17 protein-coding genes are annotated in these 17,126 nt (G+C 48.3%); 3 read left to right on the plus strand and 14 right to left on the minus strand.

Annotation, left to right across the window (positions count from 1 at the left end; translation table 11 throughout):
- The first annotated feature begins 143 nt into the window (after positions 1–143).
- Positions 144–1,772, plus strand: a complete 1,629-nt coding sequence (spoVB, locus tag I2H74_RS19960) for a stage V sporulation protein B (RefSeq protein WP_229106881.1) — start codon at positions 144–146, stop codon at positions 1,770–1,772.
- A gap of 22 nt (positions 1,773–1,794) precedes the next feature.
- On the opposite strand, the gene I2H74_RS19965 is transcribed toward spoVB, so the two are convergent.
- Positions 1,795–2,667: a DUF421 domain-containing protein gene (locus I2H74_RS19965; RefSeq protein ID WP_324254117.1), complete on the minus strand. Its 873-nt coding sequence runs from the start codon at positions 2,665–2,667 to the stop codon at positions 1,795–1,797.
- 134 nt (positions 2,668–2,801) lie between these two features.
- On the minus strand, positions 2,802–4,124 hold the full coding sequence (locus I2H74_RS19970) for an ArsB/NhaD family transporter (protein WP_195576006.1): 1,323 nt from the start codon (positions 4,122–4,124) through the stop codon (positions 2,802–2,804).
- Positions 4,125–4,308: 184 nt separating this feature from the next.
- Between I2H74_RS19970 and I2H74_RS19975 the strand changes: the two genes are divergently transcribed.
- Positions 4,309–4,704 (plus strand): TIGR04086 family membrane protein, encoded by a 396-nt coding sequence (locus tag I2H74_RS19975; protein ID WP_195576007.1) that lies wholly within the window; start codon positions 4,309–4,311, stop codon positions 4,702–4,704.
- A gap of 242 nt (positions 4,705–4,946) precedes the next feature.
- On the plus strand, positions 4,947–5,774 hold the full coding sequence (locus I2H74_RS19980) for a phosphatase PAP2 family protein (protein WP_195576008.1): 828 nt from the start codon (positions 4,947–4,949) through the stop codon (positions 5,772–5,774).
- 173 nt (positions 5,775–5,947) lie between these two features.
- Here the strand turns inward: I2H74_RS19980 and yajC are convergent, their stop codons facing one another.
- From yajC to I2H74_RS20040, 12 genes are all read right to left on the minus strand, one after another.
- Positions 5,948–6,262 carry a preprotein translocase subunit YajC gene (yajC, locus tag I2H74_RS19985; protein WP_195576009.1) on the minus strand — a complete coding sequence of 105 codons (315 nt, stop codon included), beginning with the start codon at positions 6,260–6,262 and terminating at the stop codon, positions 5,948–5,950.
- A 91-nt stretch (positions 6,263–6,353) separates the two neighbouring features.
- On the minus strand, positions 6,354–7,490 hold the full coding sequence (gene tgt, locus I2H74_RS19990) for a tRNA guanosine(34) transglycosylase Tgt (RefSeq protein WP_195576010.1): 1,137 nt from the start codon (positions 7,488–7,490) through the stop codon (positions 6,354–6,356).
- A 21-nt stretch (positions 7,491–7,511) separates the two neighbouring features.
- Complete coding sequence (gene queA / locus I2H74_RS19995) at positions 7,512–8,561, minus strand: tRNA preQ1(34) S-adenosylmethionine ribosyltransferase-isomerase QueA (protein ID WP_195576011.1); 1,050 nt, start codon at positions 8,559–8,561, stop codon at positions 7,512–7,514.
- A 12-nt stretch (positions 8,562–8,573) separates the two neighbouring features.
- Complete coding sequence (locus I2H74_RS20000) at positions 8,574–10,679, minus strand: SpoIID/LytB domain-containing protein (RefSeq protein ID WP_195576012.1); 2,106 nt, start codon at positions 10,677–10,679, stop codon at positions 8,574–8,576.
- A 62-nt stretch (positions 10,680–10,741) separates the two neighbouring features.
- A complete protein-coding gene (gene ruvB / locus I2H74_RS20005; protein WP_195576013.1) occupies positions 10,742–11,752 on the minus strand; it encodes a Holliday junction branch migration DNA helicase RuvB in 1,011 nt (336 codons plus the stop codon).
- 15 nt (positions 11,753–11,767) lie between these two features.
- Positions 11,768–12,394, minus strand: coding sequence for a Holliday junction branch migration protein RuvA (gene ruvA / locus I2H74_RS20010; RefSeq protein WP_195576014.1), 627 nt, complete (start codon positions 12,392–12,394; stop codon positions 11,768–11,770).
- On the minus strand, positions 12,391–12,894 hold the full coding sequence (gene ruvC / locus I2H74_RS20015; RefSeq protein ID WP_195576015.1) for a crossover junction endodeoxyribonuclease RuvC: 504 nt from the start codon (positions 12,892–12,894) through the stop codon (positions 12,391–12,393). The genes ruvA and ruvC overlap by 4 nt, the downstream gene beginning before the upstream one ends.
- Positions 12,895–13,037: 143 nt before the next feature.
- Positions 13,038–14,186 (minus strand): cation:proton antiporter, encoded by a 1,149-nt coding sequence (locus I2H74_RS20020; protein WP_195576016.1) that lies wholly within the window; start codon positions 14,184–14,186, stop codon positions 13,038–13,040.
- A gap of 122 nt (positions 14,187–14,308) precedes the next feature.
- Complete coding sequence (locus I2H74_RS20025) at positions 14,309–15,034, minus strand: BofC C-terminal domain-containing protein (protein WP_195576017.1); 726 nt, start codon at positions 15,032–15,034, stop codon at positions 14,309–14,311.
- Positions 15,035–15,177: 143 nt separating this feature from the next.
- Positions 15,178–15,981 carry an ABC transporter permease gene (locus I2H74_RS20030; RefSeq protein WP_195576018.1) on the minus strand — a complete coding sequence of 268 codons (804 nt, stop codon included), beginning with the start codon at positions 15,979–15,981 and terminating at the stop codon, positions 15,178–15,180.
- Positions 15,978–16,901 (minus strand): ABC transporter ATP-binding protein, encoded by a 924-nt coding sequence (locus I2H74_RS20035; protein ID WP_195576019.1) that lies wholly within the window; start codon positions 16,899–16,901, stop codon positions 15,978–15,980. Before I2H74_RS20035 ends, I2H74_RS20030 begins: the two co-directional genes overlap by 4 nt.
- Positions 16,898–17,101 (minus strand): PLDc N-terminal domain-containing protein, encoded by a 204-nt coding sequence (locus I2H74_RS20040; protein ID WP_195576020.1) that lies wholly within the window; start codon positions 17,099–17,101, stop codon positions 16,898–16,900. The genes I2H74_RS20035 and I2H74_RS20040 overlap by 4 nt, the downstream gene beginning before the upstream one ends.
- Between the last annotated feature and the right edge of the window lie 25 nt (positions 17,102–17,126).

The raw sequence follows: 17,126 nt of genomic DNA on the forward strand, positions 1-17,126 counted from the left end.
CACAGAGAAGAGTTCGCGATAAAAGACCTCATTTCCTGCTCCACGCTGTGTATAGCCAAAAATTTGTGTCTTGGATCGGCTCTTTACCGCATAAGTATGTAATAACCATTGTAGTACAAGTCTACCCAAGCGAGGGATCACCGTTGAAAAAGAAGCGATCTACGAAGCAATCCTTTATCCAAGGAACGCTCATTCTCCTGGCAGCAGGCATCATCAATCGAATCCTAGGCTTCATTCCACGAATCACCCTCCCTAGAATTATCGGCGCGGAAGGGGTGGGAATTTACCAGCTTGGCTATCCATTCATGCTTGTCGTCATCACGTTCATTACCGGAGGTATTCCCCTTGCCGTATCTAAGCTTGTAGCAGAAGCAGATGCGGTTAATGATCACCGCAGAAGCAAGCAAATTCTTAACAATTCCCTGCTATTCTCTGTGACTGCAGGAATCCTGCTGTCCGGATTGTGTCTCATCCTAGCACCGTGGATTACGACCTATATTTTGACGGACAAGCGTGTGTATTACACTTTTATGATGATGACACCCATTATTGTGCTTGTGTCCGTCTCCTCTGTGCTGAGAGGTTATTTCCAAGGAAAGCAGAATATGATTCCGACAGCAGCTTCCCAGGTTGCTGAGACTGTAATTCGTATTGTTACCATGATCGGCTGCGCCTATCTCTTTCTTCCATATGGGTTGGAATGGGCTGCCGCAGGTGCAATGCTAGGCGTCGTGATTGGAGAGTTTGCAGGCCTCCTCGTGCTGTGGCTTGAGCTTCGATCGTCACGCAAACAAGAAATGGAACAGAGCAAACCCAATAACTTTAGTAGCGAGCAATCTCATGATGATGACACGATCTCACCCGCTCAGCGAGAACAGCCTAAAGAGTGGCGCAATTTATTTAAGATCGCCATACCTGTAACAGGAGGAAAGCTTATCGGCTCCCTCTCCTATCTTCTTGAATCGATTGCCATCGCTAGAAGTCTTGCCGTAGCAGGAGTCTCAACAGCCGTTGCCACTGCTCAATACGGGATCTTGCAAGGCATGATTATTCCTGTTCTTACCCTTCCTGGCGCGCTTACGTATTCTTTGGCTGTATCTCTTGTTCCGTCCTTGTCTGAAGCGTATGGGCGAAAGGATATGCAAACCATCCGCAAGCGGCTCCATCAAGCCATTCGTCTAGCCTTAGTGTCTGGAGCGCCATTTGCAGTCATTATGTTCGTGCTTGCGGCCCCTTTATGTGCAATTCTATACAATGATCCGTCCGTAGGCTCCATGCTTCGCTGGATGGCTCCTGTCGCAATATTTATCTATATCCAAGCACCGCTTCAGGCTGCCCTGCAGGCTTTGGATCGGCCAGGCACAGCGCTAACCAATACATTAATTGGCGCAATCCTAAAGCTAGCCCTGATTGTACAGCTTGCTTCAATACCGGCACTAGGCATTAAAGGAGCTGTCATAGCGATCTGCATTAATATCATCGTGGTCACCTCCATGCACGCCTATATGGTTATGCGCTCATTGAAGCTTAAGCTTCCTTGGTTAGATTTCCTCAAGGTCATTACAGCTATGATTATTATGGCCGCGATTACACAATACTTGTACATTCATGCACCGCTAGGTGCTCTCCCTATGGTGGCACGCTTTATCCTAGCAAGCCTGATCGGTATTGCCTCGTATATTGCGCTGCTCATCTTCATGAAGCTTGTCGATCGCAGCGACATGTCTCGCATGCCGATGATTGGCCGCTGGTTTAATGACAAAGCCGCATAGTCCCAATGACAAAAGGATGCACTCAACGGAGCGCATCCTTTTTATCTAGAAACATTCTTCCGCGGTGATCGATGGAGCAGAAGAACACATCCTTGAATTCATTCACGCCATGCTCCTGGATACGATTCTTGAGCCAAAATCGGGTCTTATCGATTTGCTCTAAATTCTCGTCCATCACACGTCCATCCATAATCAGCGGAAGTGGAAGAGACGCAAAGTGGATCTGCTCAGGAAACTTAAGCACTTGGCTATCATCTTGTGCGGTCTTAGTCGGGGCTGATGACGGAGCTTGGCTTCCTCTTGCACTTCTCCCCTTCTGATCGGAGGTGGAGCTGCTGCCGCTACCCTGGTTCTCGCTCGCATTGCCAGACTCAGGCGACTCCGTGATGTCCATGACCCCTCCCGTTTGCTGACCACCTTCTTGGCCTTGAGAGTCCTGATTGGCATCATCCTTCAAAAATACCGTAAGCTTCCCAGTTGATTCCAAGATCGCATACTGCACATCCTGAAGGTTATCGATCCCCTGTTCACGCATCTGAAGCATCAGATCATCCAGATTATAGCGCTGCTTGCGCATCTCTTCTCGGTTAAAACGACCTTGACTAATAATAATGCTTGGCTTACCATCGAACCACTCTCGCGCTCTTCTGCTGCGAAGCGTAATAAAAGCAAGTGAGATTTGGATAATAACCAAAACAAGCATCGGAACGACGGACTCCCAGATCGGCTTGTCGAAATCTTCAATGCTAAACACCGCAATTTCAGCAATCATAATGGAGATAACCAAGTCAAACACCGACAGCTTTCCGATTTCCCGTTTGCCCATTATTCTAAGAATCGCAAACACAAGAACATACATCAGCATCGTATGCCAGATTGAACTCCACAACTGCACTGTAACGCCCTCCTCGCGGCTTTCTCGTCATAAAGAATGACAATCAACCATGTAAGGGTAGTCTGACCTTTACAGCGAGCGCACATGCACACGAGAAGGTTGTGAAAATTCCCATTTGCTTAAAACCGTCTTGTTTATAGGACAAACAGCAGCAAATAGATCATTGACATTAATAACGATAGCAAGGTAAGAGGCGCGCCTATCTTTAAAAAGTCCCAATAGCTAAAGCCATGTCCTTCCCGCTTTGCCATCCCAGATACAATTACGTTAGCAGAAGCTCCGATCACTGTGCCGTTTCCTCCTAGGCAAGCGCCTAGGGCTAGCGCCCACCAGAATGGATTCAGTTGCGATGGATCGGTAATTCCCATCTGAACACCTAGATCCTTAATAAGCGGAATCATCGTAGCGACGAATGGAATATTGTCAATTGTCGCAGAAGCAATGCCGGATACCCATAGAATGAGCATTGATGTCTTAGTAATGTCGCCTTGAGTGACATTCAGTGTCATTTCTGCAAGACGGTTAATGATGCCTACTTCAATCAATCCACCTACCAGCATAAATAGACCGATAAAGAACAGAATGGTGATCCATTCCACCTTGTTAAGCGATTCCTCCAGTTCATGCTCCGTACGCAGACCAATAAGCATCAGTACGGTTGCACCCGCCATCGCCACAACTGCTGCCTCTACATGAATAACAGAATGCAGAGCAAAGCCAATAATGGTAAGAATGAGGACAATGAGCGACTTGCGAACCAGTTTGTAATCCGTAATATAGGCTGATGGCTCAAGCTGCATCAAAGCATCTCGCTGCTCAGAGGATACTTTCAGCTGCTTTCGATAGATGAGCACAAGGATCAGCATAATCGTAGCCATAATCACCGCTACAATCGGCGCCAAATATTGCAAGAACATATTAAACGTTAAGTGCGGATTCGCAGAACCGATCATAATATTCGGTGGATCGCCAATAAGCGTAGCAGTCCCTCCTACATTCGCTGCGATAATTTCTGCTATAAGATAAGGCACTGGGTTCACGTTTAGAATTCGGGTAATCGAGAACGTGATCGGTACAATCAATAGGACGGTTGTTACATTATCCAAAAAGGCTGAACCTACTGCTGTAAGCAGGGTCATGATGACCATGATCTGAACAGGCTTTCCCTTCGCCGATTGGGCGGCCTTGACCGCTATATACTGGAACACGCCGCTTTTATTCGTAATCCCCACAATGATCATCATGCCGATAAGCAGGAAGATCGTGTTCCACTCGATATATTCCGTAAAGGCGGTGTGAATATCGATAATTTGCAGCACCAGCATCACAACGGCCCCAAGCAGCGCGATGACTGCTCGATTTAATTTTTCTGAAATGATGATGGCATAGGTTACTAAAAAAATAATGACTGCTGCAGTCACTTGCCACGTTTCCACTTGATGTTCCAACACATCCATCTCCTCTAGAAGCGATATAAAATGTACTATTGCCTAATCCTCTTTCGTTCATGTTCCAGCACAAACCCGATTTATGAATTATATCTCTCTCCTATTTTTTCGTCTAGGATGATTAGATGTCTTGTACTATTTCCGATAGCTTGCCCATACGATGAATACAAAAAGCATATTAGGAGGAATAAATATGAGTACATTTGAGCGAGTCGGTCAATGGAAGCTCGGTCATCCGGTATTAGCCGGACTATGCAATGCCTTTATCTGGCTTGGTCTTGGAGCCCTCGCCTTATCCGTCCTGCTTGTGGCAAGCTCATCTAGCGAAGAAGGCTCTGCCGCTTATGTATATCTAATTCATGGATTCGCCCTCCTGGTGGGTGGCTGGTCGGCTGGAAGGCGCAGCGGAAGAAAGGGCTGGTATTACGGTGGGCTCACAGGGCTGTTATACATGCTCCTCGTGCTCATGATTGGCTTTCTAGCTATGGATGCAGGTCTAAGCTGGAATAAAGCCTTATATATTCTTTTAAGCTTCGCTGCGGGCGGTATTGGCGGCATGATTGGTGTGAATATGAAAAAGAACAAATGATCATCCGTCTTCTTTCATACTAGAACTGATCTTTTTAAGAAAATGGGGGGCTCCTTGCAGCATCTATCACTAAAATGCTTGCATCTTAGGAAGAAAACGGAATTATGACGATTCTGCCATTTTGTGTCGATCTCGTTGTGATATACTATGAAGGTTGATCGTACTGGCCCCGTTTGCTTCGTTCGTCACCTGCCTGCTGCGATCGTTCACACATAGATTGATCTCAATATGGGGAGGACCTTATGATCCTTTTTCAAACAATGCAAAGCGTGATACTGTGGAGCGTTCTTGCAACCATCGTGCTTGTATGGGTAGGCTCGAAACGCAGTCCACTGTATGCGGTCAAAGCTTTTATTCAAACGCTTTTGCGTTCACGCAAGTTTTTAATCTCCTTTATCTCGCTCGTGTTAATTCTGCTAGTCAACAAATATGAGCTTGAATTTGAACAGTGGCTCAATGCTGGATGGGATTTTACACCGTTTATTCATCAGTTGGAAGGACAATTTGTCTATCACTTTCAAAACATATTCAATACGCCGATATTGACTTCAATTCTAAGCGTATTTTATCTTGTTATTTTCCAAGCGCTGATTATTTCATCCCTTATGGTATATGTCTCAACCAATCAACAAGGACTGGCTACTGCAACGTGCTATGCGATTATGCTGAATTATCTCATCGCACTGCCTTTTTATTTGTTCGTGCAAGTAAATGAAGTATGGTCCTATGCTCCGGCAAACGTGGAATTTCTAATGCTTCATGCCTTTCCAACATTTGAAGAGCAGTACCGAGGCTTCTCTGGAATCGACAATTGCTTCCCAAGCCTGCATACTTCGATCTCGGTAACGGTGGCGCTTCTGGCAAGCCGTTCAGGCAATAAGCGTTGGATGATCCTTACAGGTGTAAGTGCAGCATGTATCGTATTCTCGATTTTCTACTTCGGCATTCACTGGCTGTCCGATATGATCGCTGGCGTGGCACTTGCAGCATTCGCGTCTTGGGCGGGCTTGAAGCTTGCTAAGGCTAACTCTCGTAATGGAGTGTCTCTGCCTTATCAGGCAAAAGGTTAATCACTCTTGAAGTAAACAGAAAGAATGAATAGAAGGATAGAGGCGAAGATGTCTGTGATTGTGCTAATCAGTGCTTTTATTCGTTAACTCAAACATTTATGTCTCTTGGCTGTTACCTAAAAAAAGCGATGCCCTAGGGCATCGCTTTTCAATTTGCGCTTGTAGACCAAGTACTAGGCAGAAGCGTTCTCTTCTACACTTGCAACATGGCTGATCGCACTGCGGTCAAAAGTCATCTTCGTGACATCATTTACACGAAGAACAACGATGTCGTCTGTGATCTCGAGGATCGTTCCATGCAAGCCACCGATTGTTACGACTTTATCCCCCTTCTTCAATTGGCCAAGCATCGCATTGCGCTGCTTCTGCTTCTTTTGCTGCGGACGAATAAGCAAGAAGTAGAATACAGCAAACATAAGAACGAATGGCAGGATCAAGGAAATCCAGCTTCCTTCAGTGCCCGTCGCCGCTCCAGCTGCAATAAACATGTGTAATATTCCCCTTTCCATTTGTGCTTTCTATGTACGGACATCAAGCCTACAGCATGAATAACATGCTGCATGCTTGTCTACCCCAAGGTTAGAAGCCGCTTTTATTCTGATCCATTCCATACTTCTCAAAGAATTCATCGCGGAAGTCTCCTAGACGATCCTCGCGGATAGCTTGGCGAACCTGCTTCATCAGATTCAGCAAGAAGTATAGATTATGATAAGTCGTAAGGCGCAGACCAAACGTCTCATCGCACTTAATCAAGTGTCTTAAATATGCTCTAGAATAATTACGGCAAGTGTAGCAGTCACAATTCGGATCAAGCGGACCAAAGTCCCGTTCGAACTTGGCGTTGCGTACTACAAGTCGGCCTTCGCTTGTCATGGTCGTCCCATTGCGGGCAATACGAGTCGGCAGCACGCAATCGAACATGTCCACGCCGCGAATAGCGCCTTCGATCAAAGCATCTGGCGAGCCAACACCCATCAAGTAACGCGGTTTGTCGAATGGCAATAGCGGCATCGTTGAATCCAATACCTCGTACATCAGATGCTTAGGCTCTCCCACACTCAATCCACCAATAGCATACCCCGGGAAATCCATCGAAGTCAAATCCATCGCGCTTTGCTTGCGCAGATCTGCGTACATGCCACCTTGCACGATGGCGAACAACGCTTGATCATGCGGTCTTGCATGAGCCTCTAAGCAGCGCTCTGCCCAGCGAGTCGTTCTTTCCATGGAGTGCTTTACATAATTGTAATCCGCTGGATAAGGTGCACATTCATCAAAGGCCATCATGATGTCCGGCCCAAGCGCATTCTCAATCTCCATAACCTTTTCCGGAGAGAGGAACAGCTTGTCTCCATTCAAATGGGATTTGAAATGTACTCCCTCTTCTTCAATCTTACGCATATCACTCAAACTAAATACCTGAAATCCGCCGCTGTCTGTCAAAATCGCGCGGTCCCAGTTCATAAACTTATGCAAGCCTCCTGCTTCACGCACAAGCTCATGACCCGGACGCAAAAACAGATGATACGTATTGCTCAAGATAATACGGGCATCCATATCCTTAAGCTCTTCAGGACTCATCGTCTTTACGGTAGCCAGCGTGCCCACCGGCATGAAGATCGGCGTCTCGAAGGAGCCATGCGGCGTATGCACGATGCCAAGACGCGCCCCCGTTTGCTTACAGGTTTTTATATGTTCGTAGGTTACTGCTGCCATTGAGTTAATCATCCTTATTCATTATTTGCTGTAAAACGTGCTATCGTAGATGAACATTGCATCCCCAAAGCTGAAGAAACGGTATTTCTCCCGAACAGCTTCCTCATAAGCCTTCATGATGTTGTCTCTGCCAGCCAAAGCGCTAACAAGCATCACAAGCGTGGACTTCGGCAAATGGAAATTCGTTATCAAGGCATCCACAAGCTTGAATTCATATCCTGGAAAAATAAAGATATCCGTCCAGCCCGAGCATGCTTGTATCTCGCTTCCGCCAAATTTCCCAGCAGCACTTTCCAAGGTACGAGAAGAGGTGGTGCCGATCGCAATGATTCTGCCGCCCTGACGCTTCGTTTCGTTAATAAGTACTGCGCTCTCCTCTGATATCTCAAAGTATTCTGCATGCATGACATGCTCTTCCACCTTGTCCACAGACATAGGACGGAAGGTCCCAAGCCCAACATGGAGTGTGATCGGAGCAATCCGAACTCCCTTCTTCTCGATATCAGACAGCAGTTCTTCTGTGAAGTGAAGGCCTGCTGTAGGCGCTGCTGCTGATCCTTCATGCTTGGCGTAGACCGTCTGATAACGTTCGCGATCCTCTAGCTGTTCCTTAATATACGGAGGAAGCGGCATTTCGCCAAGACGATCAAGAATCTCTTGGAAGATGCCTTCGTATTCAAAGCGCAGGAGCCGTCCGCCCATATCTTGCTCCTCTGTTACGACAGCCTTGAGCTCATCGCCAAAGGAGATAACCGTCCCTACCTTTAGCTTGCGTGCAGGCTTCACAAGCGCTTCCCATACATCGTCCTCCTCCTGCTTCAGGAGAAGGACCTCAACTTTGGCGCCCGTATCTGCCTTCACACCATACAGACGTGCAGGAATCACTCTCGTATCATTCAAGACGATAAGATCACCGGGTTCAAGATAATGAATAAGTTCTGTAAACTGATGATGCTCGACCTTGCCTGTTGCCCGGTCCAGCGTAAGCAGTCTAGAAGCTGCACGGTCTTTAAGCGGAGTCTGTGCAATCAGTTCCTCCGGCAAGTAAAAGTCAAATTGATTTACATCCATAATTGTCTCATCCTAACGCTGTACAAGTTCCACATTTTTGTAATAGTATTTCAAGATCTGCTCATAGTCATACCCTTGATCAGCAAGACCCTTCGCTCCCCATTGGGACATTCCGATACCGTGGCCATAGCCCTTGCCTTTGAAAATATACATCGTTTCTGCATTCAGCAAGCGGCCTTTTCCTTCGCCGTCAACAACCAGCGTTCCATTCTTCAAGCTTTGACCAGCGCCAGTGCCGCCAACGGCCTGCTTGCCGCTAATCCCCGTCTGATTGACAACCTTGCCGTCGCTCGCCATAACGGAAAAGTCTTTCGTCGAGACAATATCGAACATGGTGCTTGGCAAGCCGCCGAATACTCCGCGGAACGCATCAGGATAGCTGACTTCGATTGGGACTCCATTCGCTTCGATCTTCGTGACCCGTCCAGATGGACCGCGATCTACAACGGATAGCTGATTAAGCGGCCCAGAAATCTTCGTCTTGGTCTTGGATTGAATCATATTCAATACTTCAGTTGCTGTATAAGGTCCGCGGATCCAACTGTAAGCATTGGATTCTTTAACGGTATCCATGACGATCAGCTTCGTATTCTTCTTCACTGAAGCAACGGGGCTGACATCTGACTGAACAGCCGGGAATTTGCGAATATTCGTATTGTCCTGCAGCGGTCTGGCAATCTGGAAGCCTGCAGCATCGCGAGCGGAATCTAGCTGAACGACGTCCTCGCGAACATAGCCTGCCTTGCCTTCCTCAAGCGCAACATAATACCATGTTTGCTTGCCAGCTTCGGCGCCCTCATCAGGGCTCTTCGTTGCCTGTGCCCACGGCAAGCTGCCGCCCCATACTTCACTCGCCTCCGCTGTCATGCCGCCTGCGTTAGAGTTGAAGATCGCCTCAATCAGCTTGCCATCGGACTTCAGCACTTCGCCTGCTGTAGTTTCAACGGCCTTGCGTACGCTCTCCGTTTCCTTCTCAATACCGTTGTATGCTTGGCTAAGCGTCGTATCCACCACGTTAGCAATGCCGAACTTGTTGCCTTGATACAAGACAAAGGTACGGGCCGCAACTGCTTGTGCCTTCAAGGCTGCTTCCGGCCAGTTCGGATAGATTTCTCCGCCGACAACAGAGACCAAATACTGCTCTAATGGCAGCTCATTCACGAGCGCAAGCTCTTGATTATAGCTGCTTAACTCCATAAGGCCTCGATATGAGCGGCCAGAACGCTCCGTTACCTTAATGGGAGCATCGGACGTTACTGCCCATTTTTGAGAGCCAAAGACCTCATATCGAGCAACCGTGCCTGAGCCAATATCCTCTACCATGTGGATCAAGGCTCCTTGCGCTTGAACATCCCGCACGGCTGCACCAGGCAGTGCCTGCTGGGCAGAGGCTTTCAGCTTCGCAAGCTCATCTTGTGTCCCTGCTTGTCCTGCCCATACTGCGGTATGATGCGCACCGTCGCCTTCAATTGTGACCGTATAGGCATCGATATTCGCATCGAGCAATTTATTGCGGGCAGCGTTCGCTTCCGCTTGGGAAGCGTATGTACCAGCTTGCAAATAATTCGGCCCTGCCACCATGCTACTGTAGCTTGCGGTCAAGGACTTCATTGTGCCGTCAGCTTGATAGCCGGCGAGCGCCTTGGCAGCTTCTGCTTGGGTTGCATAGGAACCGGCATATACGCCATAGAAGGTTGCCCCGCGTCTAGGGATTACGATCATTTGCGCCGAGTTGGAAGCTTGAGCCCGCTTTAGCACAGCTTGTGCTGCGGCTTTATCCTTCGACTCGAACAGCTTGACTTGATAGGTATCAAGGCTGAATCTAGCTTGCTTCAAGCCTAGCGTCTGCTGTCCGCTGGCGCTGCGCGACTTAACGCTCAGTACGCCTTCCGTAGTCAGCGTAACCTGGCTCGCTCGATTCTGTGTGCTTTTTCCCAGATTGCCGAACAATGCGACACGAATTGGACTATCTGCTTCTGTCTTCGTTGCTGCTTGCGCTGCGCTGTCAGCCGCACTTGCTTCTGCAAGCGGCGCAAAAGCAAACGAACCTCCGCTAACAATCAACGTGCATGCTGAAACCGTAAGCGCAGTACGCTGCAGCCAAGTTGGTATACCCATATGTGTGATCTCCTCTCCCGTAAAAAAGAATACGAAAGTCTCCCAAACTTTCGTATCAGGGTTTATGAATGGTCATCCGGCAAAGGAATGCCAAGATGCTGATAAGCTTTAGGTGTAGCTATTCTACCACGCGGCGTCCGTTGAAGAAACCCAATCTGGAGCAAATAAGGCTCATAGACATCCTCAATCGTCTGGCTTTCTTCCCCGATCGTCGCCGCGATTGTATCTAGGCCAACAGGCCCTCCTCTGAAGCTGGTAATCATCGCTTCCAGCATCTTATGATCGATCTGGTCGAGTCCGAGCGGATCGACCTGAATCAGGCGCAGCGCTTCTTTTGCCAGTTCAGCGGTAATGACGCCATCGCCTCGAACCTGGGCAAAGTCACGCACCCGCTTCAACAAGCGATTGGCGATACGCGGCGTTCCCCGCGACCGAACCGCAATCTCGCTCGAAGCATCGCCGATAATCTCGACATCCAGAATATCAGCCGCTCTCGATACAATGAAGCTAAGTTCATCTGTTGTATAGAACTCCAAGCGGCTGACCACACCGAACCGATCTCGCAGCGGAGCAGACAGAAGACCTGCTCGCGTTGTAGCGCCGATCAGTGTAAACTTCGGCAGATCCAATCGAACAGAGCGTGCGCTTGGCCCCTTGCCAATGATAATATCAAGCGCAAAGTCCTCCATAGCCGGGTACAGCACCTCTTCCACCGTCCGGTGCAGGCGATGGATCTCGTCGATAAACAAGACGTCTCCTTCCTGCAAATTCGTCAAAAGGGCCGCCAGATCTCCAGGACGCTCAATGGCAGGACCCGACGTGGTGCGGATATTAACGCCAAGTTCGTTTGCAATAATGTTGGACAAGGTCGTCTTCCCTAGTCCAGGAGGGCCATACAGCAGCACATGATCCAGTGCTTCCTTCCGCATCTTGGCCGCCTCGATGAACACCTTCAAATTGTTCTTTACCTGGGACTGGCCGATATATTCATTTAAGTAACGCGGTCTCAGACTAAGCTCTACCGCTTGATCTTCCATCATGAAGTTTGCTGAAATAATGCGTTCATCCTCCATTGATTAACCGCCTTTCTAACCTGTAAACAGTACGGATAGAGCTTTCTTCATCAGCGAATCGACACTTTCATCCGCATGAACGCGATGCTTGAGATCCGCCCAAGCCTGATCGAGCTCCACATCGCGATAACCAAGCGCCTTAAGCGCCTCACGCGCTTCTCCCCAAGAGGAATGATCCTCAACGGACAGGATCGTAGGCGCATCGACGAACAAGGTCTCTGCTTGAATGCGCAGATCGAGTCCAATGTTGTCGAGCTTGTCCTTTAAGTCAAGCACAATTCGCTGCGCAGTCTTCTTGCCAATGCCGGGAAGCTTCGTTAAGAAGGTCAGATTCTCTTGCTGGATCGCCATTACAAGCGATTCCGGCTTGCCTGCAGACAGCATCGCAAGCGCCACCTTCGGGCCGATGCCGTTCACGTCAATCAGCCTGCGGAACAGCTTCTGCTCTTCGCGCGTTGGAAAGCCAAACAGAAGGATAGCGTCCTCACGCACGTGATGATGCGTGTACACAACGACTTGTTCTTCTGACTTTGCAAAAATGTAAGGATTCGGGCAAAAGACGCGATAACCAATCCCATTTACATCAATCGTAACACTGTCTGTCTCAATATGGGCGACCTGCCCTCTCACATAATCTATCATCGACGCCAAGCTCCGTTCAATTGTTCTTGTAATCCGCTCGAATGCGCATGGCAAATCGCCACTGCGAGCGCATCCGCTACATCATCCGGCTTAGGAATAGCCTTCAGCTTCAAAAAGAGCTTCACCATTTCCTGCACCTGCTTCTTCTCCGCCTTGCCATAGCCAACGATGGCCTGCTTTACCTGCATGGGCGTATATTCCGCAATAGCAAGTCCTCGCTTCGCCGCTGCAAGAATAACGACCCCTCTCGCCTGTCCTACCGAGAAGGCTGTGGTGACGTTTCGATTGAAAAACAGCTTCTCCACCGCTACTGCATCAGGCTTGTACTGATCCAGAAGCTTCTCTGTCGCTTCAAATACCTGGAGCAGCCTTACCTCAGGGGCTGTAGTCGACTCCGTCTGAATGCAGCCATACTGCACCGGTACGACGCGGCTTCCCTGCTTGTCAACGAAGCCGAATCCAACGATGGCAATCCCCGGGTCAATACCTAAAATACGCAAAAAAAATCTCTCCCTTAATGATCCCGTTACAGGCGAACATATGTGTTCAACCTATTATAACATAGATCAGAAGGAAGAGAATGCATGTTGGCGAAGCCAGCAAAATTGGTTCAAATGGCCTCTATTTCTCAATAATTTGATTCTTATTTTTCTGCTGCCGCCCTTGTGCCAAATATGGATTTGAGCATAGGCGGTGTGATGAGGGTTGTGACGATTACGACAAGGACAAGCGGTGTAAAGTATTCCTCCTGAAACAAGCCTCCTGTTAAGCCTGTCGTTGCGATAATGAGGGCGACCTCACCACGGGACACCATTCCTGCTCCTATCCCTAGTGAGCTTTTATAATCAAATCCTGTAAACTTAGCGCCGAGCCCGCTGCCGAAAAGTTTCGTGACAACAGCAATGAAGCTGAAGATGATAATGAACCATAGATGCTCTCCTAGCCCTGTAAATGTAACCTTAAGCCCTACACTCACAAAGAAGATGGGAACAAAGATCGCATAAGCAATCGGTTCAATCCGATCCTCCACATCATGCTTGAAGGGAGTCTGCGAGACGGCAATGCCTGCTGCGAAAGCTCCAATAATACCCGCTACGCCAAGATAGTCAGCAGCATAGGCAAATAAGAAGCAGATGATGAGAGCTGCGCTAATAATCGCTTCTGTTACTCTAAGCGGAGCCAGCCATTTCATAATATAAGGTACGACCCACCAGCCAACTACAATTGCGCCTGCGAAGAATGCAATCTTTTTGAAAATAACGAGGCCGAGGTTTACATCACCGCCCCCCAGCAGGCTTAGCATGAAGGCAAGTATGATCACGACCAACACGTCATCTACCACCGCTGCACCCAGAATCGTCGTTCCTTCCCTTGTGCTTAATTGGTTCATATCCTTTAAGGTCTGTACCGATATGCTCACGGAGGTGGCACATAGCAGCAGCCCGATAAACATGGCTTGTGCGGAATCCATGCCAAAGGCTAGCCCACCAAGATAGCCTCCTATAAAGGGAAGAACAATTCCTCCTACGGCTACGGCAAATGCTGATTTCCAATTTTCCTTCAGCTGCTCCATATCAGTCTCTAATCCCGCAATAAACATGAGCAGGATGACACCTACGTCTGCCATCTGCGTAATGAGATGGCCCTCTGTGATCCATCCGAGCGCCGCAGGACCTAGCAAGATGCCAACGATAAGCTTCCCTAGCACAGATGGCTGGCCCAATCGGACAGATAGGTCCCCTGCCAGCTTCGTTGCCGTTAATATGATCAACAGCATCAGCATGAGTTCCATAGGTCCACCCTCCTTTAATGTATACATCCTTATCATTTCATTTGGTTAGTCTTCTTCTTTTTCATTGGAAATAAACAAAAAAAGGACGCTGTTAAAGCGCCCTTCCATTCAGTCGTTCTAGGTTACGGTGCAGGAGGTGTCTGTTTCATCACGCCCTTGGTCTCTTCAATCGCATAATCGCTAAAGGTCGAAATCACACTATGATACTCATCAATATCCGAGATCCGAATACCATCATGCAATTGCTTTAGCACCTGCGGCGGCAAGGCGCTTTCCATGGATTCTACATCCAATTGAAAAAAGGTACGCATCACCTTTTCTTTCTCCGGCACATCCTCATACAAGGTCAAATTCCCGTCCTTATCAAGCCCTATATATGCACGGTCTTTGCATGTATCCGATAAATCATCAATGCGTTCTTCCAGTACAACGTCATTATTCGCGTTCATGGATGCAACCCAGTTCGGGTGTTCAAGCAATGTATTTATGATTTGCGCCGCCGACTGTTTGCCTAGTGATCGATCAACATGTCCGCACACATAAGACGTACGTTGAATGACGCGAAGCTTTTTCTTCTCGCTCTTCACCTGCTCAATCACTTGTTCCGTTGAGCTTTGAGCCCACTGCTCACTCCCAGAAGCAAAGACAGCCTGTACCTGCTGATTATCGAGAATAGAGCGATCCGTTAGTTCGCGCGTCTCATCCATGATTCGAAGCCCGATCGCAAGGACGGCTGCAAATAGTAAAAAGACAGCCAGAGACCATAGCGGACGCTTCCATCGTTTTAGACGCTTTTTCAATTTCATACGCAATGACAATTGAACTAGTGAACGACGTTCTTTCGTCATAATAGATCCCCTTCATTCCTTCTTTTTTTCCTAGTGTGACCATATGAAGGGGGATTCTATACTTCCAGCGTCTCTTTCATCCAATATTTCACGTTTTGGCATTCAAAGTGTGGGATTGTTCCGCCATTACATTCATTCTTAAATTAAGAAGCGCCCTTCTCATGGGGCAGCCAGCTATGTCTAGCCTTAGCACTCCAACCCCCAACCACTAAGAGCAGTAGTCCCACGACAATGCTTGACATCATCGTAATGGTTAATGAAAAGGATGGAATCTGATCGATTAATAGCAGCTGTGCACCCTCAATTAGCTTTGAAGGCAGAAAGGAAACGGTATCTTCATTCAGCACGAAGCTCATTAAACTAATGGCCATCGCTGCCCCAATGGCTGTAAAGGCAGCAGCCGCTCCGCTTCTGAACCATAAGCTCAGGACTACAGCAAGTGTTACGATAAGACAAAACCAACCCAGCGCGACTATCCCTGCTGCAAGCACCGTACCAACCTCTACCGATCCAAAGAGCTGTACCGTGTAGTACCAGGAGCCTCCATACCCAATCAGAAAGCTAGGGATCGTGAGAGTCATGGCAGCAGCCCATTTTGCCAATAAATAAGAAATAGGAGAGACGGTTCTTGTGAAGAGAGCCGCAGCCACTCCACTCGAGATGTCTGAAGAGATCGTTCCCATCGTGGCAAGCACCAGCAGCAACATGCCGATGCTATTGAACTGCCCGATTGTCTGTCCAAGAATCTCCCCCGATGAAGGCGTTGGAATCTGAATTGTGGTGCCTTCAGGCAAATTACCAGCAGCGGCTAATATATCAGGCAGAAACTTCATCGTAATCGGCTGTGACACTCCTAACAGCAGAAACACGAGCGGCACCCAAATCCATTTGTGATGCCTAATCATGTCTAAGCATTCTTTACGATAAAGCAAGCTCCATGTTCTCATGCGCTTACCACCTCCATAAACAGCTGCTCAAGCGACCTCACTCCAGCATCAAAACGCAGCAAAGGCACTCGCTTCGATTCCATTTCTTTCAACAAAGCCTGTCTTGCTTTATCTATATCCTCTGCATGAAGAATCGCTGTAGAACCTGTTATTTCCACACTGTTTATAGATGGAAGGTTTCTTAAGCTCGACAACCAAGCTGCAGCTTCCGGAAAAGGATCAACCTCTATCGTCAGAACAGAGGATCGCTTTGCGTTACGAAGCTTTGACCATTCCCCCTGCTCTACGACCCGGCCATCTTTCATTAGAACCAGATCATCGCATAGCTCTTCAACCTCATGCAGCACATGGGTGGAAAAGAGCAGCGTAAGCTCACCCTTCATCGATTGAAGCAGGCTCATCACTTCACGGCGCCCGATTGGATCAAGCGCGGAGACAGGCTCATCCAGCAAGAGCAGGGATGGGCTATGGATCATGGCTTGTGCCAACCCAAGACGCTGTCTCATTCCTCCGGAATAACCGCCGATTCGTCTTCTGGCTGCTTGCTTTAGCCCTGTTATCTCCAGCCACATGTCAGCCTGAATGGATGCTTCCTTCGAGCTCTGTCCGCTAAGCTGACCCATGAGGCAAAGCCACTCCCGGCCTGTCATCCAGTCGTTAAAGCTGGGGGCCTGCGGAAGAAAGCCAAGGTGCTCGCGAAGATCGCCTTTTACGATTTCTCCAGTTGTAGATCGAAGCGCAATGGAACCTCCCGTAGGCTTAAGGAGACCCGTCAGCATATGAAGCGTGGTGGTTTTCCCCGCTCCATTGGGACCTAACAGAGCGGTGCACTTTCCTGCACGTATAGTGAGATTCAAAGGATGCACCGCTGTATAGGAGCCAAATCGCTTCGTCAAATCTTTAATAACAAGACCACTCATCCTCGGTCCCTCCTTCCAATGATAAAGTAAGCCACGCTGCCAATGATACTGAGTCCGATGATCAAAATAACCCACAGCCACTTCGGCCCCTTGGTATATTCGGCCTTCGCAAGCGAAATTAATGCTGCTACCATTAAGACTAATTGCAGGACGATTATCGGCATGATCAGATTCCAAGGAATCGCTTGTAACGTATCCATCCTATATCCCTCCCATGATTAAATG

This window comes from Paenibacillus sp. 1001270B_150601_E10, from assembly GCF_015558675.1.
GTDB lineage: Bacteria > Bacillota > Bacilli > Paenibacillales > Paenibacillaceae > Paenibacillus_B.

Bases quoted from the DNA above. Each gene is read 5' to 3' on its own strand.
- I2H74_RS19970 (WP_195576006.1), bottom strand. From the start codon at position 4,124: ATGGATGTGTTGGAACATCAAGTGGAAACGTGGCAAGTGACTGCAGCA.
- tgt (WP_195576010.1), bottom strand. From the start codon at position 7,490: ATGGCAGCAGTAACCTACGAACATATAAAAACCTGTAAGCAAACGGGG.
- ruvA (WP_195576014.1), bottom strand. From the start codon at position 12,394: ATGATAGATTATGTGAGAGGGCAGGTCGCCCATATTGAGACAGACAGT.
- I2H74_RS20035 (WP_195576019.1), bottom strand. From the start codon at position 16,901: ATGAGTGGTCTTGTTATTAAAGATTTGACGAAGCGATTTGGCTCCTAT.
- I2H74_RS19975 (WP_195576007.1), top strand. From the start codon at position 4,309: ATGAGTACATTTGAGCGAGTCGGTCAATGGAAGCTCGGTCATCCGGTA.
- I2H74_RS20025 (WP_195576017.1), bottom strand. From the start codon at position 15,034: ATGACGAAAGAACGTCGTTCACTAGTTCAATTGTCATTGCGTATGAAA.
- queA (WP_195576011.1), bottom strand. From the start codon at position 8,561: ATGGATGTAAATCAATTTGACTTTTACTTGCCGGAGGAACTGATTGCA.
- yajC (WP_195576009.1), bottom strand. From the start codon at position 6,262: ATGTTTATTGCAGCTGGAGCGGCGACGGGCACTGAAGGAAGCTGGATT.
- ruvB (WP_195576013.1), bottom strand. From the start codon at position 11,752: ATGGAGGATGAACGCATTATTTCAGCAAACTTCATGATGGAAGATCAA.
- I2H74_RS20040 (WP_195576020.1), bottom strand. From the start codon at position 17,101: ATGGATACGTTACAAGCGATTCCTTGGAATCTGATCATGCCGATAATC.
- I2H74_RS20030 (WP_195576018.1), bottom strand. From the start codon at position 15,981: ATGAGAACATGGAGCTTGCTTTATCGTAAAGAATGCTTAGACATGATT.
- I2H74_RS20000 (WP_195576012.1), bottom strand. From the start codon at position 10,679: ATGGGTATACCAACTTGGCTGCAGCGTACTGCGCTTACGGTTTCAGCA.
- I2H74_RS20020 (WP_195576016.1), bottom strand. From the start codon at position 14,186: ATGGAACTCATGCTGATGCTGTTGATCATATTAACGGCAACGAAGCTG.
- I2H74_RS19980 (WP_195576008.1), top strand. From the start codon at position 4,947: ATGATCCTTTTTCAAACAATGCAAAGCGTGATACTGTGGAGCGTTCTT.